Annotated in this window: 18 protein-coding genes and 5 pseudogenes; 15 read left to right on the top strand and 8 right to left on the bottom strand. The window is 64.1% G+C overall.

Annotated features, from left to right (window positions below):
• Nucleotides 1-498 precede the first annotated feature (498 nt).
• Nucleotides 499-1794, top strand: a complete 1296-nt coding sequence (locus FHG66_RS16145) for a calcium-binding protein (protein WP_139078087.1) — start codon at nucleotides 499-501, stop codon at nucleotides 1792-1794.
• A gap of 1180 nt (nucleotides 1795-2974) precedes the next feature.
• Here FHG66_RS16145 and FHG66_RS16140 read toward each other — a convergent pair.
• Complete coding sequence (locus FHG66_RS16140) at nucleotides 2975-3670, bottom strand: sugar transferase (protein ID WP_139078086.1); 696 nt, start codon at nucleotides 3668-3670, stop codon at nucleotides 2975-2977.
• Between the two features lie 301 nt (nucleotides 3671-3971).
• Entirely contained in the window at nucleotides 3972-4634 is a 663-nt protein-coding gene (locus FHG66_RS16135; protein WP_139078085.1) for a sugar transferase, read from the bottom strand.
• Between the two features lie 344 nt (nucleotides 4635-4978).
• Between FHG66_RS16135 and FHG66_RS16130 the strand changes: the two genes are divergently transcribed.
• The 5 genes and pseudogenes from FHG66_RS16130 to FHG66_RS16110 all read left to right on the top strand — a co-directional run bounded on the left by FHG66_RS16130 (nucleotide 4979) and on the right by FHG66_RS16110 (nucleotide 10642).
• Entirely contained in the window at nucleotides 4979-6916 is a 1938-nt protein-coding gene (locus FHG66_RS16130; RefSeq protein WP_139078084.1) for a PAS domain S-box protein, read from the top strand.
• Nucleotides 6917-7346: 430 nt separating this feature from the next.
• A complete protein-coding gene (locus FHG66_RS16125) occupies nucleotides 7347-7604 on the top strand; it encodes a hypothetical protein (protein ID WP_139078083.1) in 258 nt (85 codons plus the stop codon).
• 170 nt (nucleotides 7605-7774) lie between these two features.
• On the top strand, nucleotides 7775-8974 hold the full coding sequence (locus FHG66_RS16120) for an MFS transporter (RefSeq protein WP_139078082.1): 1200 nt from the start codon (nucleotides 7775-7777) through the stop codon (nucleotides 8972-8974).
• Between the two features lie 48 nt (nucleotides 8975-9022).
• Nucleotides 9023-9208: pseudogene (locus tag FHG66_RS22375) on the top strand (integrase core domain-containing protein); the annotation flags it as partial.
• Nucleotides 9209-9331: 123 nt separating this feature from the next.
• Nucleotides 9332-10642 carry a sensor domain-containing phosphodiesterase gene (locus tag FHG66_RS16110; protein ID WP_139078081.1) on the top strand — a complete coding sequence of 437 codons (1311 nt, stop codon included), beginning with the start codon at nucleotides 9332-9334 and terminating at the stop codon, nucleotides 10640-10642.
• Between the two features lie 678 nt (nucleotides 10643-11320).
• Here FHG66_RS16110 and FHG66_RS16105 read toward each other — a convergent pair.
• Nucleotides 11321-12268 (bottom strand): annotated as a pseudogene (locus FHG66_RS16105) (IS3 family transposase); the annotation flags it as partial.
• A 75-nt stretch (nucleotides 12269-12343) separates the two neighbouring features.
• Between FHG66_RS16105 and FHG66_RS16100 the strand changes: the two are divergent.
• Nucleotides 12344-13380 (top strand): annotated as a pseudogene (locus tag FHG66_RS16100) (IS110 family RNA-guided transposase).
• Between the two features lie 292 nt (nucleotides 13381-13672).
• Here FHG66_RS16100 and FHG66_RS16095 read toward each other — a convergent pair.
• A pseudogene (locus FHG66_RS16095) lies at nucleotides 13673-13943 on the bottom strand (transposase); the annotation flags it as partial.
• A gap of 80 nt (nucleotides 13944-14023) precedes the next feature.
• On the opposite strand from FHG66_RS16095, the pseudogene FHG66_RS22650 reads away from it, so the two are divergent.
• Both FHG66_RS22650 and FHG66_RS22645 read left to right on the top strand, forming a co-directional pair.
• Nucleotides 14024-14305 (top strand): annotated as a pseudogene (locus FHG66_RS22650) (recombinase family protein); the annotation flags it as partial.
• On the top strand, nucleotides 14282-14467 hold the full coding sequence (locus tag FHG66_RS22645) for a helix-turn-helix domain-containing protein (RefSeq protein ID WP_281282952.1): 186 nt from the start codon (nucleotides 14282-14284) through the stop codon (nucleotides 14465-14467). The pseudogene FHG66_RS22650 and the gene FHG66_RS22645, both read left to right, overlap by 24 nt.
• A 40-nt stretch (nucleotides 14468-14507) precedes the next feature.
• Here FHG66_RS22645 and FHG66_RS16085 read toward each other — a convergent pair whose 3' ends face one another.
• Both FHG66_RS16085 and FHG66_RS22975 read right to left on the bottom strand, forming a co-directional pair.
• Nucleotides 14508-14819, bottom strand: coding sequence for a response regulator (locus FHG66_RS16085; protein ID WP_176556287.1), 312 nt, complete (start codon nucleotides 14817-14819; stop codon nucleotides 14508-14510).
• Between the two features lie 63 nt (nucleotides 14820-14882).
• Entirely contained in the window at nucleotides 14883-14984 is a 102-nt protein-coding gene (locus FHG66_RS22975; RefSeq protein ID WP_425471750.1) for a TilS substrate-binding domain-containing protein, read from the bottom strand.
• A 113-nt stretch (nucleotides 14985-15097) separates the two neighbouring features.
• On the opposite strand from FHG66_RS22975, the gene FHG66_RS16080 reads away from it, so the two are divergent.
• Entirely contained in the window at nucleotides 15098-15472 is a 375-nt protein-coding gene (locus tag FHG66_RS16080; protein WP_139078078.1) for a response regulator, read from the top strand.
• A 964-nt stretch (nucleotides 15473-16436) separates the two neighbouring features.
• Entirely contained in the window at nucleotides 16437-16790 is a 354-nt protein-coding gene (locus FHG66_RS16075; RefSeq protein WP_139078077.1) for a hypothetical protein, read from the top strand.
• A 1174-nt stretch (nucleotides 16791-17964) separates the two neighbouring features.
• On the opposite strand, the gene FHG66_RS16070 is transcribed toward FHG66_RS16075, so the two are convergent.
• Nucleotides 17965-18777, bottom strand: coding sequence for a helix-turn-helix domain-containing protein (locus FHG66_RS16070; RefSeq protein ID WP_139078076.1), 813 nt, complete (start codon nucleotides 18775-18777; stop codon nucleotides 17965-17967).
• Between the two features lie 127 nt (nucleotides 18778-18904).
• Here FHG66_RS16070 and FHG66_RS16065 point away from each other — a divergent pair, with 127 nt between their 5' ends.
• The 4 genes from FHG66_RS16065 to FHG66_RS16050 all read left to right on the top strand — a co-directional run bounded on the left by FHG66_RS16065 (nucleotide 18905) and on the right by FHG66_RS16050 (nucleotide 21728).
• A complete protein-coding gene (locus tag FHG66_RS16065) occupies nucleotides 18905-19309 on the top strand; it encodes a hypothetical protein (RefSeq protein ID WP_139078075.1) in 405 nt (134 codons plus the stop codon).
• A gap of 500 nt (nucleotides 19310-19809) precedes the next feature.
• Nucleotides 19810-20049: a hypothetical protein gene (locus tag FHG66_RS16060; protein ID WP_139078074.1), complete on the top strand. Its 240-nt coding sequence runs from the start codon at nucleotides 19810-19812 to the stop codon at nucleotides 20047-20049.
• 477 nt (nucleotides 20050-20526) lie between these two features.
• The gene (locus FHG66_RS16055) at nucleotides 20527-20814 is read left to right on the top strand and encodes an HU family DNA-binding protein (protein ID WP_139078073.1); all 288 of its coding nucleotides are present in this window, start codon (nucleotides 20527-20529) and stop codon (nucleotides 20812-20814) included.
• A 584-nt stretch (nucleotides 20815-21398) separates the two neighbouring features.
• On the top strand, nucleotides 21399-21728 hold the full coding sequence (locus FHG66_RS16050; protein ID WP_218013872.1) for a hypothetical protein: 330 nt from the start codon (nucleotides 21399-21401) through the stop codon (nucleotides 21726-21728).
• A gap of 883 nt (nucleotides 21729-22611) precedes the next feature.
• On the opposite strand, the gene FHG66_RS16045 is transcribed toward FHG66_RS16050, so the two are convergent.
• Nucleotides 22612-24120: a vWA domain-containing protein gene (locus FHG66_RS16045; protein WP_139078072.1), complete on the bottom strand. Its 1509-nt coding sequence runs from the start codon at nucleotides 24118-24120 to the stop codon at nucleotides 22612-22614.
• Between the last annotated feature and the right edge of the window lie 168 nt (nucleotides 24121-24288).

Here is a 24288-nt window from a genome sequence, read left to right as displayed (position 1 = left end):
GGGGCTCACGGCACCGCACCACCGCAGACCGCACCACCGCAGACGGCACCACCGCAGACGGCGCGGGGAGCTTGAGCTTGCCTCCAGCGCCGCCCCGGCAGCCGGACAGTGGGCCAACCCCGGCAGGAGGCGGCCCTCTGCGCATGCGGGGCGGAGGGCATCACACAAAGGGCAGGGGCAGACGCTCCGGCCCTTTGGGCGTAAAGGGTGCTACTCCTATCAACGTTGCGCTCTCGACGCTGGATGGCCTCACCCGACTCCAACTTCGCCAATAGTGTCCGGTCGTAGTCTGGGCTCTTCATCAGCACTTCGAGCGTTTGCGGCTTGGTTGTCCTACGCTTAAAAGGCCGCCAGGTGACGAGCGACCGTGCCGGTCGCAGATGGGTGCTCTACAGGACCGGTCGAACATCAGAGTTGCCCTGAGGTCAGCCCTGCGCGAGAGTTGCGTACGATCAGGCGGTCGAGCCTGTCACGCTTGGCCTCTCAAGGAGAGACCCCATGCCGCTCACGATCCTCAACATCAACAGCATGGGGGCCGGAACCCGCTACACGTCCACTGCCGATGATACCGACTACACCGTGCTGCGGGATGTGATCGTCGCCTCCAGCAGCAACGACGGGTTTGGTTTTTATCTGACAGGCAACAACAACGACGTGGAGGTGCGCGGCACCGTGTCCGCGCTTTATCCTGCCTTCTTGGGAGGGGGACAGGACGACGTCGGCGAGCATCTGCACGTCAAAGCCACGGGCGCGCTGATCGGCAGCTTCACGGGTGCCTCATTGTATGGTTCATCCCGTGTCGAGAATGAAGGCGAGATCCGGGGCGTCACCTACGGGCTTGCTCTGAACCTCGGCGCAACCAGCACGGGCAGGATCGTCAACGACGGCCTGATCCAAGGCTATGAGACGGGACTGGTCACTAGTGGGCTGTCCGGCGCTATTGCGACGCTCATCAACGACGGCACAATCCAGGGTGGGCTCCGGAGCTATTCTGGGCGAGAGGGTGAGGACCGGGTCACCAACACCGGCCGGATGATCGGCGACGTCCTCCTGGGCGAGGGCAATGACCGCTTCGACAACCGGGGCGGCCTGGTGCGGGGCACCGTCCACGGGGGCTTGGGGGATGACGTCTTCGTCCCTGGCGCGTCGGCCGAGGCCTTCTCCGGGGGTGTCATGGGAGGCACCCTCACCGCAGGCGATGGGATGGACACCCTTGTCTTTGCCTCACGGAGCGGAGTGCGGGTCTCGCTCACCGACAGCGACGGCAGCGGCAACACCGGCTGGGCCAAGGGCGATGCTTATCTGGGCTTCGAGCAGGTGCTCGGCTCGGATGGCGGCAGCGACGTGCTGATCGGGGACGATCTGGCCAACAGGCTCGAGGGCCGCCGGGGCGCCGATACGTTGCTGGGCCGCGCCGGGGAGGACAGCCTGGCGGGAGGCGGCGGCTGGGACCGGCTCACGGGCGGAGCAGGCGACGACCAGTTCGTCTACACCAGCCCCAAGCACGGCGGCGACCGCATCACGGACTTCGGCTCAGACAGTGGCAACAACGACAGCATACGGATCGACGCTTCAAGCTTCGGCGGCAGCCTCATGGCGGGAGACCTGGAAGCGTCTCAGTTTCGCACGCGTGGCGACAACCGTGCTCGGGACGGCAACGACCGCTTCATCTTCCGCACCACAGACGAGACGCTGTGGTTCGACAGGAACGGCAGCGCCGATGGCGGCCTCATCCAGCTGGCCGATCTGCAGGACGGGGCTAGGGTCTCGTACACGGATATCTACCTGTTCTGACGGCTCTGCCGATGACAGCGAGGCCGGGGAACCAAGGCCCCATTCCACCCAGGTCCGCATCGAGCTCCAAGCCAGCGCAAGCCAGCCCGGAGGACGTCCACTTGCGCTGTTTGAGCTCTAAGCCCGGGGACAAGCTTTGTCGGTCGATGACCCCGGTTTTTTCGGCTCCAGCTTTTCGAGAGGAACGATATGAGCTCAAGCTCCGGCATCTGTCAGCTGAACAGATGACCCCGGCACACTCCCGGACCGCAGCACACCCGATCTCGAATGACCATTCCCGCTGAGACAGGTCCAACCCCTCTCAAGCATCTTTGCGCTTGTGCGACTGACAGGAGCTCTGAGGAGTGGTGGATCCTGAGCCGAGTCTTTGTGGCGGATTGCCGCTCCTTATCATCGCTCAAGCTTGACGGAGTACACCTGAGTTGAGCTTTCTGCTAGAAATGCTCAACCTATGATGGTCTTAGGAGAACATCATTCTGATCCGACATTTCATAGCCGCAGCGCTCGCTGGATGGACCGTTGCCATGGCGAGCTTACTGCTGGGTGGTACACCGGGAACTGCATTGGCCTATTATATCCTCGGGGCCAACATCGGACTTGCGGCAAGCGGTGTGCTGGCGTTGCTGCCTTCGCGCGGGGACGAGTCATTCTCAAGGACACCGTACGATAGCCTTACGCCACAATGCGAGTGGCCAGCCTCTCGACGCTGAGATGCTGCGCGGCTTCGGGCGACGATATAGGCGAGATCCTGATCGGCGACGGTGTTCACTGGCGATGGCGCTGAGACCGGCCGACCCAACCCCCGCGGAGCAGACGCGTGTGATGGCGCTGCGGAGGAGGCCGGTGTGTCAACGACCCGAATGAGGGGGCATCCACAGCATCGAAGCCAGCGATCAGGGCCACTGGTAGTGTTGTCCCAGAAGTTCCGAGCCAAAGCTATGCTTCGCCTTCGTGGGGCTTGCGCTCTCACGTCTGGCATCGTCGACAGGCCGCTCGCGGGAGCTCCGACGCCAAAAGGCTGCCGGTTTCTGCCCAGCCCCGCCTTTGGCTTGTTGGTCTGAGTAGATTTGGGCTGGTTGGCCTACCACGCTGTCGAGAGCCCACTGTCAGCAATTGCATAGCAACTTCATCAGCTGCTCCGCAGCCACTGGCCCAAGGCGGACGACCCACTGAGGCCTACCTATTGCCCCCGGCCTTGGAGCACCACCCGGACGGTTGCGGCCAGGATGCGCAGGTCGGTCCAGAAGGACAGCTCGGCCGCGTACTGGTCGTCATAACGGGCCCGGTCCGCGAAGGTGCTGGTGTGGCGCTGGCCCACTTGCCAGCTGCCCGTGAGCCCGGGGCGGAGGGTGGAGTAGGCGATCCCTGGATAGAGCAACTGCTGCTGAGGCAGCATGGGTCGTGGGCCCACCAGACTCATGTCGCCCCGCAGGACGTTCCACAGCTGCGGGATCTCGTCGAGCGAGGTCTTGCGCAGGACGTGTCCCACTCGCGTGATCCGGGGATCATGGCTGAGTTTTTGGTAGGTGTCCCACTCAGCCCGCGCCTTGGGGTTGTCCGAGAGGTAACGCTCCAGCCTTTGCTCCGCATCCACCACCATGGTCCGAAGCTTCCAGAACTGAAAAATGCGGCCCTGTCGGCCAACCCGGTCTTGGACAAAGAAGGCCGGACCACCAGACAAGCGGATCACCACCACCAAGAGCACGACAAGGGGCAGGACGGTGGGCACGATCAGCATCAGCAAAAGCAGATCGAGCAGGCGCTTGCCAATGGTCGGGTATACCGGCCGGAAGACAGGCAGGACCTTGTGCGGCTGTGTTCCGGACAGCGGCTGGGCGGTGAGGTCGTGGACTGAATAAGCTCCTGCGTCCGACATAAATGCCTCGTAGCCGTTGAACCGCCATTTTCAGGAAGCCAATCTGAGATTGGCTCAACCTTCATAGTTTTTAAACTCAGATTTTTGTCACAATTGTTCGTGTACGTCCAATGCGCTTCAGAATTAATGTCCCACGTGCAATCCGCTACTTCCACGTGAATAGCTTAACTCCATCGTGAGCTGGAACTGATAGACCTTCCTAACTCCGTTCCTACATGTTGGCATTTGAAGCTTTCCACGACAATTAGGACAGACCAAGCCTGCGGCGGCGAGCGTTCCCTCAGGTGCAACACCGCACCCGTCAACGCCCGGACCGGCGCAGGACGGCGCCGATTGTCCTCACCAAGATCATGACATCGACTGCGAAGGAGCAGGTCTTGACATAGCGAACGTCCAGTCTGACGCGCTCGGGGTAGCTGACGTCATTCCGGCCGGACACCTGCCACAGGCCCGTCACACCGGGCCGAGCGGCCAGGTAGTAGCCCTCGCTGCCTTGATATCTGTCGAGCTCCGCCCGGGTTACGGGGCGTGGCCCCACAAGGCTCATCTCGCCTCGGACCACGTTCCAGAGTTGCGGCAACTCGTCCAAGCTCGTTGCCCGGAGGAGGCGCCCCAACCGGGTCACCCGAGGGTCGTCCGACAGCTTCTGATGCGCTTTCCATTCCTCCGCTGCAGCGGGATCTCGTTCCAGATGGCGCTCCAGCAGCTCCTTAGCATTGTCAGCCATGCTCCGGAGCTTCCAGCACCGAAAGGACGCTCCATGCCGTCCAACCCGCTCATGACCGAAGAAGGCCGGACCGCCATCTCGACGAACCAGCACCGCAAGCAGGAGAATGACCGGCAATGTGACGGGCAGCACAAGGAGAACGAGCCCCAGATCCAGCAGCCTTTTGACGTGTCGCGAATAGATCGATGCAGCCCTGAGCTGGCGTCGCCTATATGACAAAGTTTCAGCAATGCTCACACGTCACCTACAATCAATTCAGACATGGAAATCCGGAACCGTTTAGCCGATCTGACCACGATCCAAGCTACGACGGCAGCACAACTGGTTTGCCGGTTAGAACCGTCCACAACTATGGCAGCCGTTGCCTTAGTTTTGTCAAGAATGCGAGCTAATCGTTGCTTAACTGTTGACCCAAACGATGCAATCGACGCTTATAGCAAGAAATTGTTTTGACATTGGCGACATACTGTCGCCCCGGGATCTGTGCGCCAAGTGGCCATTAACTTCTGAGGCAATCGGCTGCCAAGTCGATGCTTTATTCCTGACATACCTTGGACAAACCTGTTAATCAGCTCGCCATCATGGCTGACCTACCCTGCGCACCCGCATCCGTTCGCCTCGCTGAGGACGGCTCCCAAGACGTTCCGTGGACCGAGGCCGACCGTCTGGCCGCCCTAAGCCGGTATGCCATTCTTGACACCCCTCGCGAGGCTGCCTTCGACAACATCGCGCAGCTGGCGGCCGAGATCTGCGAGGCGCCGATCGCGGTGGTGAACCTCATCGCGGGTGGGCGCCAGTGGTTCAAGGCTGAGGTGGGGATTGGGGCCCGCGAGCTGCCGCTTGAGGTCTCGATCTGCCGGCACGCCCTTCTGCAGACTGGGCTGCTCATCGTGCCCGACCTGTCGCAGGACTGTCGCTTCGAATGCAACCCGCTGGTGACTCAAGCCGGAGGCCTGCGCTTCTATGCCGGCGCACTTCTAGAGACCTCAGAGGGCCTGCCTTTAGGCACGATGTGCATCCTCGACACCAAGCCGAGGCCCGATGGCCTGACTGCGCAACAGCAGCGCCTGCTGCAGGGTCTGGCCCGGCAGGTCATGTCCGAGTTGGAGCTCCGGCGCGCTTTGGCTGAGCGGGACGCCCAAGTGGTGCGCGCGCAGGCGAGCGAGACCCGCTTCCGGGCGGTCTTCGACCAGGCTGCCGTGGGAATGGCTCGTGTGGCTCTCGACGGGCGCTTCTTGGAGGTGAACGACCGCTTCTGCGCCATCACCGGCTATGCGCGCGAGGATCTCACCCACACCGACTTCCTCCAGATCACCCATCCCGACGACCTCGCCCCCGATTGCGCGCAGGTAGAGCAGCTGCTCGCGGGTGAGATCGACTCCTACAGTTTGGAAAAGCGCTACGTGCCCCAATCTGGGGGCTCGGTCTGGGTGAACCTCACCGGCAGCCTTGTGCGGGATGCAGAAGGCTGCCCTGAGGTGTTCCTGGCCGTGATCGAGGATATCTCTGTCCGCAAGGCCGCAGAGGAGGAGTTGCTCCGGAACAAGCGGCAGCTGCGCCTCGCGCTGGAGGCCGGTCAGGCGGGAACATGGTCTTGGGATGCGACGACCGGCGTGCTCGACTGGGACGAGCGGACCCATACGCTCTACGGCTTCACTCCCGAGGAGCAGCCGGGCTTCGCAGCGTGGCGCGAGCGGGTGCATGCGGGTGACCGCGAGGCCGTCCTGGCGCGTCTGGATCGGATCGTCCGGACACCGGGCGATGACGACTGGCGACTGGAGTACAGAGTGCTCCATCCTGAAGGGGAGCGCTGGCTTCTCATGCTGGGCCATGCGGAGCGGAGCGCCGACGGACGGCTGCTCCTCACGCGAGGGCTCAAGATCGACATTACCGAGCGCAAGCGGGTCGAACAGGGCCGCCAACTCCTCGTGCGCGAGCTCGACCACCGGGTGAAGAACCTTTTCGCCGTCACCTCGGGCATGATCCGCATGACAGCGCGGACGGCGCAGAGCCCACGCGAGATGGCCGACAGCCTGTCGGGCCGCCTGGCGGCGCTTGGGAAGGCCCACAGCCTGATCCAGGGCGCTGTGTCCGACGATGCCGTCCGACGCGAACGGGTGGTTCTGCACGACTTGGTGACCACAGTACTGGCTCCGCACTTGTCGGACACCACCGATCAGCTCCGCCTCAAGGGGCCGGCTTTGCAGGTGGGACCACAAGCGGCGGCCAACCTCGCCTTGGTGCTCCATGAGTTGGCGACGAACTCGGTGAAGTACGGCGCGCTGTCCACTCCGAAGGGAAAGCTCAAGGTCGCCTGGCAAGTGAGTGGAGAGCAGGTCACCCTGGCTTGGAGCGAGCGGGGCGGGCCGGAGGTCATCCCACCCGCTGAAGAGGGCTTTGGCTCGAAGCTGGCTCGTCAGCTTGTTTGCGGCGCCTTGGGCGGAGATCTGGACTGCGAGTGGCGGGCCAAGGGACTCCTGCTGACGCTGACGCTGCGGTTGGACCCGCTTCGCATCTGAGACCTCGGCCCAAAGGGCTCAGGGGCCGAGACTTTGCGACTTGTCTCAAGATCATCGGAATGCCGGGCCAGGGTATAGCCCAGCCGATCAGGTGCATCGGACAACCGAGACGGTGCAAACGGGGTAGGTTCGGGCCATATCGGACAGGGCTGGGAGCGGGTCTAGAGCCTTGTCGGACAGAATGGCTCTCAGCCCTGGACGAAAGTCTGCTAGGCCACGTGGCCAGCCTTGTGGTCCTGTTTTCCTGACTTGTTGCGGACCCCGCTCGGCGCGAGAGAGCGCCCAGGACGTTCGGGGTTGCGGGCGTGGCAACTGAGGCCACTCACCCGCACCGATTGGTCCTGCCCGCCTGAATTTCACTTGGGCCTGGGCCGTCAGCCACGCGCTGCGGCCGGCTCGTTATTTGAACTGTTGAACTTGAGTCTTTGTCATGAACGTTCTTATCAACGCCGCCAACGTCTTCTTCGTCCTGGGCTACTTTACCACCGACATGCTTCGGCTCCGGCTTCTGTCCGTGGTCGGCACGACCTGCGTGGTGATCTACTTCTACAGCCAGCCTGAGCCCATGATGAACGTGGTGGCCTGGAATGTCGTGTTCCTGGTCCTGAACCTCGTGCAGCTGGGCCAGATGCTGCGCTTGCGCTGGCCGCGCGCGGGCGTCCTCTGGCGACGTGCAAGCATTGCATAACCCTGGATCGCCGTTCGCCATGGGTCTGTCGGACCAATCTTCCTTCCAGGAAGGGACGTGTCGGTCTGCCTTCTGTGCTGTTCTCGGAACTGCCGAGACGCTGGGCACGGGACTTCCAGCGCCGGCTGCCGCTCACGAGGACCTCCGCCCCTGACAAAGGAAGGTGCCCCATGTATGGGACCGCCATCCTGATCACGGAGTTCGCAGCCTTGGTCGCCTTGACCCCGCCCTTCGTTACGCCCCTTCACCAGACCCGCTGGGCCGTGGCCGCCTTTTTCTTCGTCTTCGGCGTGTTCATCGCGACCTGGGTTCCGCACATCCCGCTGGCCAAGGAGCGGCTCGATGTGAGCCCCGCCTGGTTCGGTGCGGCCCTGCTGTGCATGGGCGGGGGCGGCATTGTCGGGATGATCCCCGTGGGTGTTCTGATCAACCGCTTCGGCAGCGCGCGCGTGCTGATCTGGACGGCGTCCCTCGCCTCAGCATGCCTGCCGCTCCTCGCGCTTGCGCCCACCTACTGGGCCTTCGTGGCGGCCCTGAGCACCTTTGGAGCCCTCGCCGGCATGACTGATGTCGCCATGAACGCTCACGGGATGGAAGTCGAGAAGCGAATGGGCCGCGCAGTGCTCTCGGGCTTCCACGGGCTTTTCAGCGTGGCGGGCCTCCTTGCCGCCGGTGTGGCCTCGCTCCTCATCGAGCGCATCTCCGAGCCTGAGCGCATGGCCTTGTCCACGCTTCTTTGCATGGGTCTCGCCTTGGTCGCGGGACGCTTCCTGCTTCCGGCCGATGTGGACCGGGGCACGACGAACAAGCCGCTGGCCGTTCCCAACCGCGCCACGGTGGGCTTGGGGCTTCTGGCCCTCATTGCTCTGCTGATCGAGGGGGCTGTCTTGGACTGGGCCGGGATCCACCTGCGCACGACCTTCGCCGCAGAAGCCAGTCTCACCTCGCTTCTCGTGTCTGCGTTCTTTGGCTGCATGGCGGTGTCGCGCCTGAGCGGGGACGTGCTGCGGACGCGCCTGGGATCGGCACGGGTGCTGCGGCACTCCGCTTGGCTTACGGCCTTATGCCTCGCGCTGGCCCTCGTAAGCCCGTCCGCCCCTATGGCGCTCGTGTTCTTTGCCCTTTGCGGCCTGACAGTCGGTCTCATGGCGCCGGTGCTGTTTGCCGCCGGCGGCAAGGCCGATCTTGAGCACGCTGGCCGCGGCATGGCTGCCGTGGTGTCGCTGGGCTACGTGGGCCTGATCGCGGGACCTGCCTTTGTGGGCTTTGTCGCTCAAGCCACCACACTGGCTATTGGGCTGGCCGCTGTTGCGGGTCTGGGGCTTGTCATCTGGGCCTTTGCCGGGGCGGCGCGGATCGCGGACCAGTGACTGCAATGCCCTAGACATCACTGGCAAGACCACCTGAGGCTCCCCGAAGAGATCTTCTACTCGCTCCGGGAGGCCCAGATCCTCATCGAGGGCTGGCGCCGGCACTACAATACCATGCGCCCGCACTCGACTCTGCGGTGGACTCCGCCCGCCCCACAGGTCCAACTCCTCCCCACGCCCCAAGCCTGGCCCGCCGTGACGCTAGCCGAAAATGCCCCAATGAACTACCATTGACCCTGGAGCCGTGATCGGGAGCCAGCCAGTCTGTTCGTCAGCAGTGCCCACAACGTTCCGTTGACTCTACCAGAGTGCTGAGCAATCCTGAGTTGAACATGCAGTTCATCTGGCGGCGACCACATGGCCCTGAGCCTCGCGGAGATCCTGAACCTGAAGACCGGCCCGTCGCGGCAGCTGCTCCAACGCAAGATGCACTCCATCGCCTCCGCTCTTCGGGAACTCTTCGGGATGGAGGTGGCCTTCATCTCCCGGCTTGAGAACGGGTGGCGGCACTTCGAAGTCACCGACGTCCACCCGGGTCTCGAATGTCTGGGCATCTCTCCCGGCGCGAGCGCTCGCGCTTCCGAGTCCTACTGCCTCGCGGTCGCTGAAGGCCGCTTGCCCGAGTTGATCCAAGATGCGCAGCAACTCCAAGCGGCCGCAGACTTTGCAGCCACCCGAGCAATCCCGGTCGGCGCTCACCTCAGTGTGCCCATCCGTCTGTCACAAGGGCGCGTTTTCGGCACCGTCTGCGCGTTTCGGCGGCAGGGGGACCACAGCCTGAATGAACGCGACCTGACGGTCTTCAGACTGTGCGCCGAGGTCTTGGCCCTCGACATCGACGACGTCGAGCGTCGTGAGCAGGCTTTGATGGACAGGCATGCTCGTGTTCAGCAGATCCTTGACGCCCACGATTTCCAGATCCACTTCCAGCCTGTCATGGCCCTGACCTCGGATGTGGTTGTCGGGCACGAGGCGCTTTTGCGTGTGGAGGGCGAGAGCGACATCGCCGCCTTCATTGAGGCCGCCCACGAGGTCGGCCTCGGAGTTTCGCTTGAAGAGGCAGCGGTTCAGCGGGCTGTCGAGCAGTACCACCCTTTGGCACAGGGCCACTCGCTAAGTCTCAACCTTTCACCCAAGGCGCTTTTGGCGGGCGAGTGGGACCGGATCCTGCCCGAAGCGTCGCGTTCCCGTATCGTTCTGGAGCTGACCGAGCACGCGAGCGTGGCCGACTACCCCGCCTTGGTTGAGGCGTTGCGGCCCCTTCGGGCGAGCGGCGTGCGGGTTGCAGTCGACGATGTCGGCGCGGGCTTTGCAAGCCTTCTGCATGTCACCCGGCTGCGCCCCGACCAGATCAAGATCGACCGCTCCCTCGTGAGCAGCCTGGACGCGGATCACGGGCGCTTCCAGGTCGTGGCGACCTTGGCTGGCCTTGCCGCACGTATCGGCGCTGTCCCGGTGGCCGAAGGCGTGGAACGGCCTGCGGAGGTGCAAGCCTTGCGTGAGATCGGTGTGGAGCTCGTGCAGGGCTACTACTTCGGACGGCCGGCGCTGCTGAAGAGCCAGTCCAACTTCACCAAGAACCACGATGATGAGCTGTTGCAGCATAAGCTCGGTAGGGCCGAAGGCCTCGCCAGCGCTTGCATCGGGGCGCCAAATACGACCCTGTGAGGCTCATGGCGCGAGCGGCCGCAGCTACCCAAGGCGCAACAACATGATCCCGGAAGAGCGCACGGCACACCGCCGTGCGCAGAAGTCCGCAAGCCAGCGCCACGAGTGTGTCAAGGCCAAGGCTTCTCGCGCGGCATTGTGACCTCGCAGCCTCTTGCGTGACGGCCATAGAACCACGGCGCCACGTCAACCAGGAACCCATCAGTCGTCCTCAGCGCTTCACCAAGTAGGCCGAGCACAACGGCCATGGGCAGCCAAGGCAGGACGAGCAGAGTGACAATCGAGCACTTCATTCCCGAGCGCGCTTACGATCAACTGGTCGGTAAGCTCACGGCGCTTGCGGTCCAACAAGGCCGCCCAGGACCTCACGCGGAGACATGGGCCATGGAGTTCTTGAATCACGCTGGCATCTGGCCCGACCTTTTCGAGTCCGCTTGCGAGACTGAACCTAGCCGCGCCGTCGCCTAGCCCTGAGCCAAACGGACAACCCCTGCCGGCAGGGTCGGACTTCTTTGATGCCTGGAACGACGGTTGGCTGGAGAGTCATCACGGGCTCCACCATGAGGTCTCCTGATCGAAACCTCCCGGCACAGAAAACCGGGAACTCCTCTGCAATCTGTGCCCTCATCATAATTGAAGCGACTTGGCCTGCCCCCACTGGGTGGTCCGGGCTCACTCTTAATGCATGATGGGCTTGGTCGCCAAGGCTGGGGTGGCTGGCGAAGCGGCTCCGGGCGGCGAAGCTGGCCATTGGACGACCTCCGGGGCGGGCGGGCGGTAGCCCAGAGCTGAGTGGGGGCGCTTGGTGTTGGAGTGCCGCCGCCAGCCTTCGATGAGGACCTTGGCCTCGGCGAGGCTGTAGAACGCCTCGCCATCTGGGAGCTCGTCCAAGAGCTCGTCGCGAAGCTTGGAGTTGAAGCTTTCGCAGAAGCCGTTCTCCCAGGGGCTGCCGGGCTCGATGAAGGCGGTCTCGGCCCCGACCGCGGCGATCCAGGTCCGGACGGCTTGGGCTATGAACTCGGGGCCGTTGTCGGACCGGATGTGGCCAGGCCCGCCGCGCAGAATGACCTGGTCCGTGAGGGTGTCGATGACGTCTGTCGAGTTGAGCTTCCGGTTGACCCGGATGGCCAGGCCCTCGCGCCTGAACTCGTCGATGAGGTTGAGCATACGGAACGTCCTTCCGTCGTGGGGTCGGGCCTCGACGAAGTCGTGAGGTGAAGACGTGGTTCGGGCGCTCGAGTGGCAGACGGATGCACGACCCGTCATCGAGCCAAAGCCGGCCCGTCTTGGGTTGCGTCGCGGGACCTTCCGCTTCGTCGGGGATACGCCCCACTGGGGCCTTTCCTGATCCTCCTCAGTCCCCCCGCCAGATCCGCTCGACGCGCTTCACGTTCACCGCCCAGCCGGCCTCCCGAAGGAGCGCGGTGATGCGCCGGGTGCCGCAGCGGCCGTACTGGGAAGCGAGCGCGACAATGCCGGCGGTCAGCGCCTCCTCGTCGGCACGCCCACGCGGCGCCTTGCGGCTCGTGTCGAGCGATGCTGCCCCAGAACGCGACAGGCGAAGCGCTCCGGGATCTGGAACGTCTGCCTGACATGCTCGAGGCAGCGACGGCGGGCGGGGCTTAGATGGGGTATTCGGGGCGCGTTCCGCTGCGGCAATGGCGGCATACTGGCGGCCCGAACCCAACCTGGAGCCGTCCCATGTCCCAGCAGCACTTTGTCGGCCTCGATGTCTCCGTAAAGGAGACGTCCATCTGCATCCTCGATCCGCAGGGCCGGGTCGTTCACCGCGCCTCTGTCGAGAGCGATCCCAAGGTGATCCGCGAGCACCTGCTCGGCCTTGGGCTTGTCTTCGCTCGGATCGGCCTGGAGGCGGGTCCGCTCTCGCCGTGGCTTTACGCGGGCCTGGTCGAGGCCGAACTTCCGGCCATCTGCGTCGAGACCCGTCACATGCACGCGGCCTTGTCGGCGCGGATCAACGAGACCGACCGCAACGACGCGCAAGGCATTGCCAGATGATGCGGGTGGGACTGTTCAAGCCCGTGCATGTGAAGACGCCCGCGATCCAGCAGCGCCGCCTTCTGCTGACCTCGCGCAAGCTCCTCCAGCGCAAGGTCTACGACATCGAGAACGACCTCCGAGGCCAGCTGCGCAACTTCGGCCTGAAGGTCGGCCTTATAGGGGCCGCGGGCTTTGACGCGCGCGTGCGAGGGCTTGTTGACGACCTGCCAGGCGTGGCGGCCGTGGTGATCCCGCTCCTAGTCGCGCGTGAAGCCTTGAGGGAGCAGCTGGGCAAGCTCCACAAGATGCTCCTCGACACCGTGCGCGAAGATCCTGTCTGCCGGCGGCTCATGACGGCTCCCGGCGTGGGCCCGATCGTGGCGCTCACCTATCGCGCCTGTGTCGACAACCCCGCCCGCTTCAGCCGATCGAGTTGCGTGGGCGCGCACTATGGGCTCACGCCACGGCTCTACCAGTCGGGAGAGACCACCCGCGTGGGACGGGTCTCCCGATGCGGCGACGCCATGATGCGAGCCGCCCTTTACGAGGCCGCGCTCGTGCTTCTCACCAGCCCCCATGGTCGGTGGAGCACGCTCAAGGCCTGGGGCATGGGCGTGGCCAAGCGCCGGGGCATGCAGAAGGCCGTGGTGGCGGTCGCCCGCAAGCTGGCCATCGTGCTCCATCGCATGTGGCGGGACGGCACTGACTTCCGCTGGTCCGCAGCCCAGACGGTATGATGTCGGAAGGGCAGCAATAGACCAAGCCCTCGAGCTCCTCCGGCGTGGAGGAGGTCCCTGCGGGGACGACGGGAGCGGGTGAGACCGGGGAAACTCGAGCAACAGTGTCAGCTGATCGCGCGGCTCAGATGGCTCCGCCCACTCCCTATGATCCCATCATGGGGCAGCCCAAGCGGCTGACCCCGGAGAGAAGCGAGAGCTCCGCAGGACCAACCACGCGCCGAGCCCAAGGCTCGCTTAACGGAGTTGACCCATGAGCCCCGAATAGAGAAGTAGTTTCCCGAGGCGTTCGGCCGATGGGCCTCACCCCGGAGGATCAGCTTCTCCAGCGTGAGGTCCGACACGGCTTTCCGCAGGCGCTCGTTCTCCTTCTCGAGCTCCTTCAGCCGCTTCACCTGGTCGGTCTTCAGCCCGCCGAACTCCTTGCGCCAGCAGTAGTACGTGAACGGCGTCACGCCGATCGAGCGGATCGCCTCGGCCACCCACTGGCCCTGCGACACCAGCACGTCGACCGGCCAGAGCTTGGCCACGATCTCCTCCGGCTTGTGCTTCTTCTGGGGCATTCTCTCGTCCTCCATCCGGCTCGAAAGCCTACTTCAGGAAGGACCACTCTTCAGGGGGTAGGCCAAAGAAAACCGGCACCCAGCGCGAAGGCCGGTCGGAGATCGACCTGCTCGTGCAGTCCCTCCGTTCCGGCGACAGCCTGGTCATCACCCGCATTAACCGGTTGGCGCGCTCGCTCAAGGACCTGCAGAACCTCGTGCTTAAGCTGAAGAGCAAGGATGTGACGCTCAAGGCTACCGAGCAGCCCGTCGACACTTCCACCGCCGCCAGCAAAACCTTCCTCGACATGCTGTGCGTCTTTGCCGAGTTCGAGACCAACCTGCGTCGCGAGCGGCAGATGGAGGGGATCGCAGCCGCGAAGGCGCGCGACGTCTACAGGGGGCGAAAGCCCAAGATCGACCCGGACGAGGTTCGCCGCCTGCACAAGGAGAAGCTCAGCCCCTCGGCCATCGCAAAACGGCTCGGCAGTGCGCGCTCCTCGGTGTACCGCTTCCTTCCTACAACCGATCAGGCAAGCTCATAGGCGTTTCCAACAGCCCGCCGTCCGGACATGACAGAGCTGGTCAGGAGACGGCGCGATCCCCGAGGGCGGCGAGGCTCGCCACGAGTTCGTCCTTGCGGAAGGGCTTCTTGAGCCGCGGCAAGTCGGGCTCTAGGCCTTCGCTCTCGGCGTACCCCGAGATGGTCAGGACCGGAACACCGGGGCGCAGCTGCCGTACGGTGCAGGCCAGGTCGGAGACGGTCATTTCCGGCATGAGGTGATCGGTTATCACGAACTCAAGCGGCAAACCGTTCCGCACCACGCCCAGAGCCTCCGCCGAGGAGGCCTCCACCACCTCATACCCCAGCTCGCCCAAGCCCTTGCCCACTGCCAAGGGCGACAGAACCCTCGTCTTTCAGGCTCGGGCTTGTGGCTCAGTGCATCAGTCAGTGCAGCTTCAGACAACAACGAGGTAACTAGCCGAAGGCAGTACACGGCGACCAGAGCATCCCAAGATGTGGCGCAGAATCGTCCGCCGCCATGCATGTGAAAGGGCCATCAGTCCCAACCAAGGTCTCGCCCGAGCGCCCCTAGGATCAACTTCTCGTTGCTCTTCTTACAACCTCTGGCCTACGTTCGAGTCGGCTCTGCGGCGATTAAGCAAAAAGCTTCATGAACATCCTGATCTGCGAAGACGACCCGGTCATCGCGATGGACTTGGCTTGGACCTTGGAAGAGTTGGGGCACGTCGTCATGGGAACGGTCGCCAGCGCAGTTCAGTGCTTGACGCGATGCACCATCACCCGACCCGATCTCGTGACGGTCGACCTCACCCTCACGGATGGCCGCACCGGTCTCGGGCTGGTGGACACCCTGGCCCAGCTTGGGATCCCGTCGATCATCGTGTCCGGAGAGGCGCGCTTGGTGCCGCAGCCCACACGCGCTCGCGCTGTGGTGGAGAAACCCTTCAACGAGCGCCTGGTCGCCTGGGCTCTTGCAACGGTGGACGCAGGGCCAAAGGATACAACAAGCGCCGATCAGGGGTAAGAGGCGCCGCTCGCAGGCCGAGACGCAGTTTCCGCCGTCGCGAATAGAGGTGGAAAGCTTGCCCGATCGGCATCGATTGGAAGAAGCTTATAACGCATTCCACCAAGTGGGATGTGCTGTTCCGTGACCCCCAATTCACTCGATGGCAGCCCGATATTGAGCTTGGACTGGCACGACGAGACCGAGCCAAACGCGGAACGAAGGACGAGCACCTCAACCGGTCTGGAGGCCTTCAGCAGGAAGACCGCTCCTGCGACACACCGAGGGGCGAGGCAGATGGAGATCGTGGCTGCTCTTTGCGGCCGGGCCCGGAGGCAGTCCACAATCGTTTGCCTAACAAGAGGCGAGATCTGAGCTCCAGGTGGCGGTGGCGTGAGCAGGCGGCCATACTGGCTGCCTGCCCGGCCACACCCCACTCGTCACCGCCAACCCGCGCCAAGCGCGACTACACAGGAACGGTTACACGAGTCGCCCCAAAGAACAATGAACGACGCGCGTGCCGCCCACCCAAGGCATGGATCCCATCCTCACTACGCCTCGGTTGACCCATGGCCTGCCTCAGCCGGCCCGTACGGTTCCCACGAGCTGCCAGGCCGCTTCGCGCAGACACGCCGGGCAGGCGCAGCCCACGACCGCGTAACGCAGCGCCTCCGGAGACATGAGCGCGGAGATCGGGCCTGCTCCAAGGGGGGTTGAGGGGGCGGAACTCAGCGGGCGGGTGTCGAGGGACATGCTCGGGGGCTCTTGGGCTCGTGGCCTGTGGTGGTTCGGATGTGGCTTGGGGGCTGCCTGCTCCTGCGGCCCCCGTCATGATGGTGGCGACTAGGCGACCCAGATGAAGATCTGATGACCAGCGATCCATCTTGCGCCAAGTTGTGGCCTTGCGCCACAAGGACAGCCAATCTCGGCCACGGTTCCGCCCCAGGTCCGACCGAGCCTGCGCCAGCAATGCGGAGGCCCGTCCATGAACTCGACTTATGCCGATCTGATCGACACGCTTCACGGCACACAAGCGGCGTTCGACCAGGCGCGCACGCGGGCAGCCAGTCGCTTCCTTGACTTGGCCACGGTAGAGCGGCTTTACGAGTTGACCTCCCTGCACGCCCGCATGGCCCGCACGATCCAGCAGGCGATGGCCGATGACCGCACCCCCGAGACGCTCCGGGCCGAGATCGAGGACTTGGCCCAGTCCTTCGAAGCTCGTGACGCCGAGTTCGCGCTCCGGCTCGAGGTGCTGCGGCAAGGAACACACCCCTCTCCGCTTGGCATCGCGGCCGAGTGGGCGGTGGCATCGTCCGGCTGCCAGACCGCCCCCTGATCCCTTTCGCATCAGGTCGCTTTCCACTCCGGAGGGCAGCCTGCCGGCCCCGGGGGCGCGTTCGCCCCAATGTTCCTGCTCCCGGGGCTGTCCCATGCGGTCTAAGGGTCGGCCCAGCCGTTTAGGTGTACACAATGCTACACCTTACTCCGGGCACCTTAGCCCCTTGCGCCGAAGACACAGTCTGCGACACACATCCCGCTTGGGGGGAGACGTCAGGGTCCCTGCCCCGCCTGCCCCTGACAGGACGTCAGCCGGGCCGCCTGGCTGTCCGAGGTCCTAATTGTCCGGCGATCCTCGATGATGAAGCCGGTTGTGCCCAACACCAGGGCCAAAGCCTACACTGCAGCCGCCGCCCAGGAAGGATGGCCCAGGGTATAAGCGAGCCTGGACCACTGGCCAGCAGCAAAGGCGCCGAACCCGGAGACCTTAACCAGACGCAAACCGTCGTGCCCCAAACTAGCGAGGAGTCGTGGCATCCCTTTGTCCAACAGCACAACCGCCAACTTGCGGGGTCTGAGCCGGGAAGGCCAGGACCTGTGCCGACGGGGTCAGGCTAGGCTGCGGCAGAGCAGCATAGAACTTGGCCTGCGTGTCACGGCGCATCTCGGCCAAGCGCTCCTCCACATGAGTCCAACAGTGCGAGCCGCGCTCCGCATCCTGCGCGGCCAAGTTCCTGATCAGGCCTTCGCTCCACTGGCACAGGTTCATGATCCACCCGTCAACCCCGCGTTCACCAAAGCGAAGCACGACCAAGGTTAACCAACGCCCAACAACAGCTCTGTTCAGCGCAGCTTTCTCCAGTGCGCCACGCTGGCCGTCCAAGTTCTGCTTACTCGTTGACCCCCGTGCATCGCCCAGGATCACGGACATAGCCTCCCAAAACCTTGGCGGTTTTAGCCTAGGGTTCTGTCTCATTTGAGCCTTTGTAGCTGATGGGCTAACTCAGTCAGGACGCAAACGACTCTTGATGGCCACGGCACGCCGAAGGAGGCAGGGGCCCAGGTCATGGGAGCGGCAGACGGGGTAGACAGGACCGCCGTCGTGTCCAAGACCGACGCGAGCCCATGAGGCGGCGAGCCTCAGGCGTGAATGGAAAGTCCAGCAGCGACCCGTATCCCTGAAGGTACGTCCTTCGGACAGGATACAGGAACCTACACGGGAGTGGCTGCCCTCAGCGGCTCTTCGACACCTCAATCAGAGCCTGTGCCGTCTCGGCGTCGGCGGGGAAGAACGACTCGATGGCGAGTTCGGACAGACCCACGTCCAGCGCGGTTCCGAACACCGTCGTGGTCGAGATGAGCCGAAGCGGGCGCTTCTGCTCCGTCTGAAGCTCCAGCAGGACGGCGAACCCACCATAAAGGTCGGCCGTGGGCGTGGGTGGGCGAGCACCCGTGGGCGCCGGGTAGCTCCGCAGTTCCTCCAGGAGCGCCAGCAGGACCGGGTCCGGCATGCTCTCGACCTGCTTGGTGACGCGCGCGAGGACATGGGCACGCCAATCGCGCCAGTTGCGGATGCGAGACCCCAAGCCATCGGGGTGAAGACTGATCCGCAGGACATTCGCCGCAGGCGCCAGGAGCGAGGGGGCCACGCCGGCCAGCAAGGGCGCCACGGCCGTGTTGGTTGCAACCATTGTCCAGTGCCGGTCAACGGCGAGCGCCGGATAGGGTTCATGGCCCCTCAGGATCGCATCAACCGCGCGCCGCGCGGGCGCGAGATCCGGGTGGTCGTGACCGCGTTCCTTCAGCACAGGCGCGAAACCGGCCGCGAGCAGGAGCGCGTTGCGCTCGCGGGCCGGAACGCCAAGATGATCGGCCAAATGGAGCACCATGTCCCGGCTCGGGGAGGCCCGACCCGTTTCCACGAAGCTCAGATGGCGCTGGGAGACACCGGCCGCCGTGGCCAGATCGAGCTGGCTAAACCGCCGACGGTGCCGCCAGGACTGGAGAAGCGCGCCGAAGCTGGAATGGTGTAGGGCTGTTGTCATGAGCCTGAGACTGCACCGGCGGGCCTCGTGCCTCAACGACCTGCAAGGTAATCGTCTCGCCTTTGCGTTCGCTCCACCTTGGGGTCGTGGCGGCCCGCAAGGGGCTGCACAACCAAGGAGACCTGCCATGTCCAGCCGATCGCTCCCCACTCTTTCGACCATCCTCGTTCTCGATGCCGTCGCATGCTTGGCAATGGGCCTCGGGCTCGCCAGCGTCGCTCCGGCGATCGCCGGGTTCACGGACCTGCCGTCGGCGTTCGTCCGCGCCGCCGGTGTTGTCCTGCTACCGATCGGAGTGTTCATCCTGATGGTGGCCTCACGCTCCGAGATCCGGGCCTGGGCTGTGCCGCTCATTGTCACCGGCAACCTGGCTTGGGTCCTCCTCAGCGTGTCGCTGCCGCTGGCCGGCCTTGTTCAACCGAATGCCTTGGGATGGGCGTTCCTGCTGGGACAGGCGCTGGCTGTCGCCACGCTCACGGCTCTCGAGCACACGCAAGCGCGCCGTATAGGACGTCGTGCTCAGGCGGTGTGACCGCAGAGCAGAGCATGCAGGGCGTCCGCAGCCCTGCATCACCGCAGCAGCACGCCGCCGTCCTCTTGCCGCCCAGATGTCTCTCAGCCCTGGATGAGGCGCACGGGATCGAGGTTCGCCGCCCGTTGCAGACCAGGGGGGAACCGCAGCACCGGAAATGACCGCAAGTCCAACTGCACACCCCAGCCGCCAGGGCCGGGCTTTGGGAGCGCCGAAAGGGGATCATTCACCAAGTCCCCTGCCTTGGCCTAGCTCAGGCTCATCCCCTTCGGCCTCAGATCCGCGATGGCCGCTGCGATCCAGTCTTCGATCTCCATGACGCCTCCCCGGGCCAAGTTGGGACAGGACAGGGGAGACATGCTGAAGGATCCCCTAACGATCCAGCCCGGAGCCACGGGGTTGCCGCGATAAGCCTCGTTTTGTGGCCGGCGTTCAGCGTTCAGGACTTCTTCGGGGATTCTCGCCCAATGTGGGGCCTCTCACCGAAGTGGAGCGCCAGCATGGACGCAGCCGCCCTTCTTGTGCTTCTTTGGGGCTTGCCCGTGTCAGGCCTGATGGCTCCGTCGCTGATCGCCTGTGAGGAGGCTGCAGCCTCCGTGCGGGCCGACATGGCTGCTGCACTTCGGGTGCGTCCCGGCACGATCAAAGCCAACGACGCTCTGCAACAGATCCAAGACTGGTCGGTGGAGTGCCGTCTTCTCTCCGCCGTGCCCGCCGAGGTTTTCGATGCTCGGTTCTGAGCGGGAGACTCAAGTCAGGAGTGCATCGCTTCGCTCGCAGGGCAGGAGTGAGCTGCTCTAATCGCCAAAGTGTCTCTATAGCCGCCCGTGACTGAGACGATCACCGTACCAGCACTGGGAGACAGCGTTTCGCCTGCTTTGGTAAGGGGTAATTGACTCGGCCCAGATCATCCACTGGCCAATCCCCTAACGCACACGCTGAGCCGATTGCCCCGCCCGGTGGTGCGGGTCCGCCCGATCCGCCCCAGACCAGCGCGCAGACTGGTGTGAGCCGGCGAGTGCAGGGCGCGGCCATCGCGGGCCCTGTCTTGGCCTGTGGCCGGTCGGACTCGACTGACGCGCCGGTGCTACAGGTCCTGTTCATGACTGGGCGCTTTCTCAGCACTGCAGGGACGTCCTCTGGACAGGTCGCCCGAGAAGCGTTGCAGTATGGGAGCCCTGACCCCCTTCGGACCCCAACTACCGGGAGAGACCACCATGGCCAACCAGATGACCAAGGCGCAACTCGTCGCCGCCCTCGCCGATGCGACTGGGGGCGACAAGAAGGCTGCCGGCGCCATGCTCGATGCGCTGACCGGCATCATCACCCAGACCGTCTCCGAAGGCGGCGCGGTGACGCTGCCCGGCGTCGGCAAGATCTTCCTCCGCGAGCGGCCCGAGCGCATGGCGCGCAATCCTTCGACGGGCGAGCAGATCAAGAAGGAGGCCGATCGGGTGGTCAAGGTCACCGTCGCCAAGGCGCTCAAGGACAGCATCAACGCCTGAGGCCAGGTTCCGAAGACCAGCAGGCCGCTCTGCATCCCTCGCCCACAAAGCGACGTCCGGGCATCGGCCTGCCGCTCTATTCTTCTTCTAACCGTAATGCGCGTCGTAGGCATGAGGTCACGACGTGATGTGGGGTGGATACCGAATGCCAAACAGTCCCGTTTCAGGGCTAAGATACACACAAACACGAAGCAATCCACTGATCCGCTTTGGTTGAGAAATCTGTGGATCTTACAAGATTGCCGCACATCCGCGGCGCGCCTGTCGTTAGCCGCTGCTCCGGAGGCGGCACCCAGGCTGACGTTTAGCCTGCAATAGCTCGGCCGCTTGCTGTCGAATCCTGATCACTGACAGCGTCCAGCCTCTCAGGGCTTCGGGGCGTTCTTTCGTGCCAGCGCAGATGCCTTGAATGGGTCAGCAGTGCCTACGGTACAGGGAGGATCGTAGTCGACCCTTCAAGTGCAGCAGGTGCTGGTGTAGCTGGGTCAGGAAGCCTGATCAGAAAGGGGAGGACGCCACATTCTCGCCCTTCCTGGTCAGGTACCCTCTGAACGGCTGGACGTTCACCAAGGAGGCAAGCCCCCATGTTGCAGAGGCTCTTGCCCGTTGTGGGTGTCCTCCTGCTGGTCGCCATGGCGGCTTTCGCCCAGACCTGCCAGTTCACCGGCAACCAGATGGTCTGCGACAACGGCCTGAGGGCGCAGCAGTTCGGCAACCAGACCTTTTACAGCGACGGAAGAGTCGAGCAGCAGTTCGGCAGCATGACGTTCGGGTCTGACGGACTGAGTTCACAGCGGGTCGGCAACCAGACCTTCTATAGCGACGGAACCAGCACCCAACGGATCGGCAACCAGACCTTCCACAGCGACGGAACTATCTGCCAGCAGGTCGGCAGCCAAGTCACCTGCAACTGACCCTGTTTTGCCGTCGTCTTAAGACAGGCGCCGGCTAGGGCGGTATCTTGCCCCACGCCGGTGCCTGAAGGTTGGCCACGCAGGAGCTGGAACCCGGCCAGCCTCATCGCCGTCCACGCCCGGATCACCGCCGCGCCTGTCCAAACAAGCAGATGGTCGCATGAAACGGTACGGTCCTCACCAAGACCGCCGCAAAAACGTTGGGAACAACGATCGAAGGGGGCCATCATCCAGTTGACGGGCGAGGCTGGCTGACTCACCGCGAGAGGCAGAGGTCTGAGCCCATGGCTCCAACGACGGATCAACGTGGTCGACGCCTTCCGACCCGCCTTACTCTTCTCAGACCAGTTTCCCTCGCATTTGAGGAGCGCCCGCGACCCTGTTCTCGACCAGCCGATCTCACCGGCACAGTTGCAGGCCATGCGGCGGGCCTTCCTAGAGTTGGTGGAACATGGGCGCTTGCAGGCCCCGAAGCGCTGAAGCTTTTCAGTGAACCGCCAGAGAACGAGCCGGCACGAAAAGCGCGCCTGAGCGGACCCATGGGCGTCGGACGCTCTTTGCTCCTCGTTCTACCTGACGGTGACTGCTGTCTGTCCTACCTGCGCCGGCCTTGTCCGGCCCTCGGAAGCGCATCCGTGCTACAGATCATGCTAGTAGAAGGGCTTGGCGACGTCGTTCGCGTGCGCGAGTTCCTGGCCGGGGAAGCCCAGACGCTCTGCCCATCGACGGGGCGCTGAACGGACTGCAGACCTTAGAAGGTCGGACCGTTACCCTGGCCGACCCGCAAAAGAACGTTGTAGGCCGATAGCATCCCGGGGTTCCTTCTACCTCTCGGGAGGGCCTCTTCGATCCGCGGACATGGGCTTGGCGGACTGGTCACGTCTCACTCTTGCATGAGAACTTCCAAGATCTGGTTCTGTGTCTGACTGGTGATCGGCAGGCCGGACGCAATGGCGTCGCGAAGATAGGTCAGAGCTTCGCGCCGATCCATGCTTTGCCCGATCGCGACGGCGAAGGGCTCGACGAGGTCCTTCTGAGCCAAGGTCCGGTAGAAGTCTTCGAGTGGCAGAGTTGACATGAAGCACGCCCTGAACCCGTCTGGGTCGGCGCCGTTCTGGACGCATTCTGCATTCGCTTTGGCGATGACCGCGCGAAGGATCTGATCGGTTGCCGTGGATTCGGCCGTCTCAGCCTCACGGGCTTGGGTCACCACCTCGTAGATCCGGGTTGTGCAGTCGAGGGAGACTGGCGCAGCCTCAACGGCCGCCAGGAGCTCGTCCTTGATCGCCTCGGTTTGGCCATAGACCACCGAAGAGGTGAGGAGGCCTTCGGCCTCCAAGGCGGTCAGTTCGGCATAGTCCGGAAGATAGCTCGTGAACAGATCGGCGACAGCGCAGCCGGTTGAAGGCGCAGCGGCGGCTGCAGCCGTGGCCGCATCGGCATCGGGCGTGTAGGACTTGCTCGTCTGCTGGCCGGCTGCCTCAAGGTCGATGCGGCGCAGGGTGCCATCGGCAGGCAAGGACGAGGTGTAGGTCACGGCATACTGGCCGCTGAGTTGACTGCCGATGATGGCATAAACCTCGCCTAGCTCACTGGCATCGGCGGCCGTCAAGAAGCGCCCACCGGAGGCTGAGGCAATGCGGGTGAGCCCCTCGACGTCGAGCTCATCGCCCAGACCCACAACAAAGATCGGCACATTGACGGCCGCTGCATCGGACAGGACGCTGTCTGCGGTCGCCTCCGAAAGGGGGCTGCCTGCGCCATCATCGTCGACGCCGTCGCTGAGAAGAACGATCGCCTTGCGCCCCTGCTCCTCGTCCACGAGCTCAACCGAGCGCGCCAATGCATCGTAAAGTGCGGTGTCGCCGCGTGCGCTCAGTGCGTCGATGGACGTCGACAGGGCGGCACGGTCGGTCGACATGCCGGTGTACTCGGTGATCTCACGCGCAAAGCCGAGGAGCTGGGCGTTGTCCTGAGGCGTCAAGGTGTTCAGAAAATCCCGCGCGGCTGCCTTCGCGTCCGCGATGGCCGGAGCCATCGAGCCAGAGGTGTCGATGGCCAACACCACGGACAAAGGAGGCAGCTGCGCCTCGACCGTGAGAGGGGTTTGGTCGACCTCGTCCTCGCGAACCCGGAAGTCCGAGGCCACAAGGCCGTCGACCGGCTCGCCATCCCGCAGCACGGTCACGAAGAGCCGGACCTCGGGATAAGCGTCGGTGTTGATCTCGTTCAGGATGACCTCGGCCACGCCCGCCTCATCGACCGCGTCGACCCGGGGCGCTTCGGCCAGCGGAGCGCTGGATGCGTTCGCGTCGTCGGCTTCCTGCGACCAAGCCGCCATGGGGAGGGAAAACGCGACAGCCGCTACAACACCGACCCGACAAGACTTCATTGCTAGCTCCAACCAATGGATCGAAGAGGTCCGTATGGCTCGTGATCGCCAGGCAGGACCTCATCTGACTTCGGCAAACCTAGCGCAGCAAGCGGCAGGTCTAGGCAAGAGCCACAGGTCGGGCGAATGTCCGTCAGATAGGGTATACCCCAGCAGAGCAGCAACGTC

This window comes from Rubellimicrobium rubrum, from assembly GCF_006152115.1.
Lineage (GTDB): Bacteria > Pseudomonadota > Alphaproteobacteria > Rhodobacterales > Rhodobacteraceae > Rubellimicrobium > Rubellimicrobium rubrum.
The sequence above is the reverse complement of the archived record's forward strand: the minus strand, read 5'-3'. Positions and strand labels throughout refer to the sequence as shown.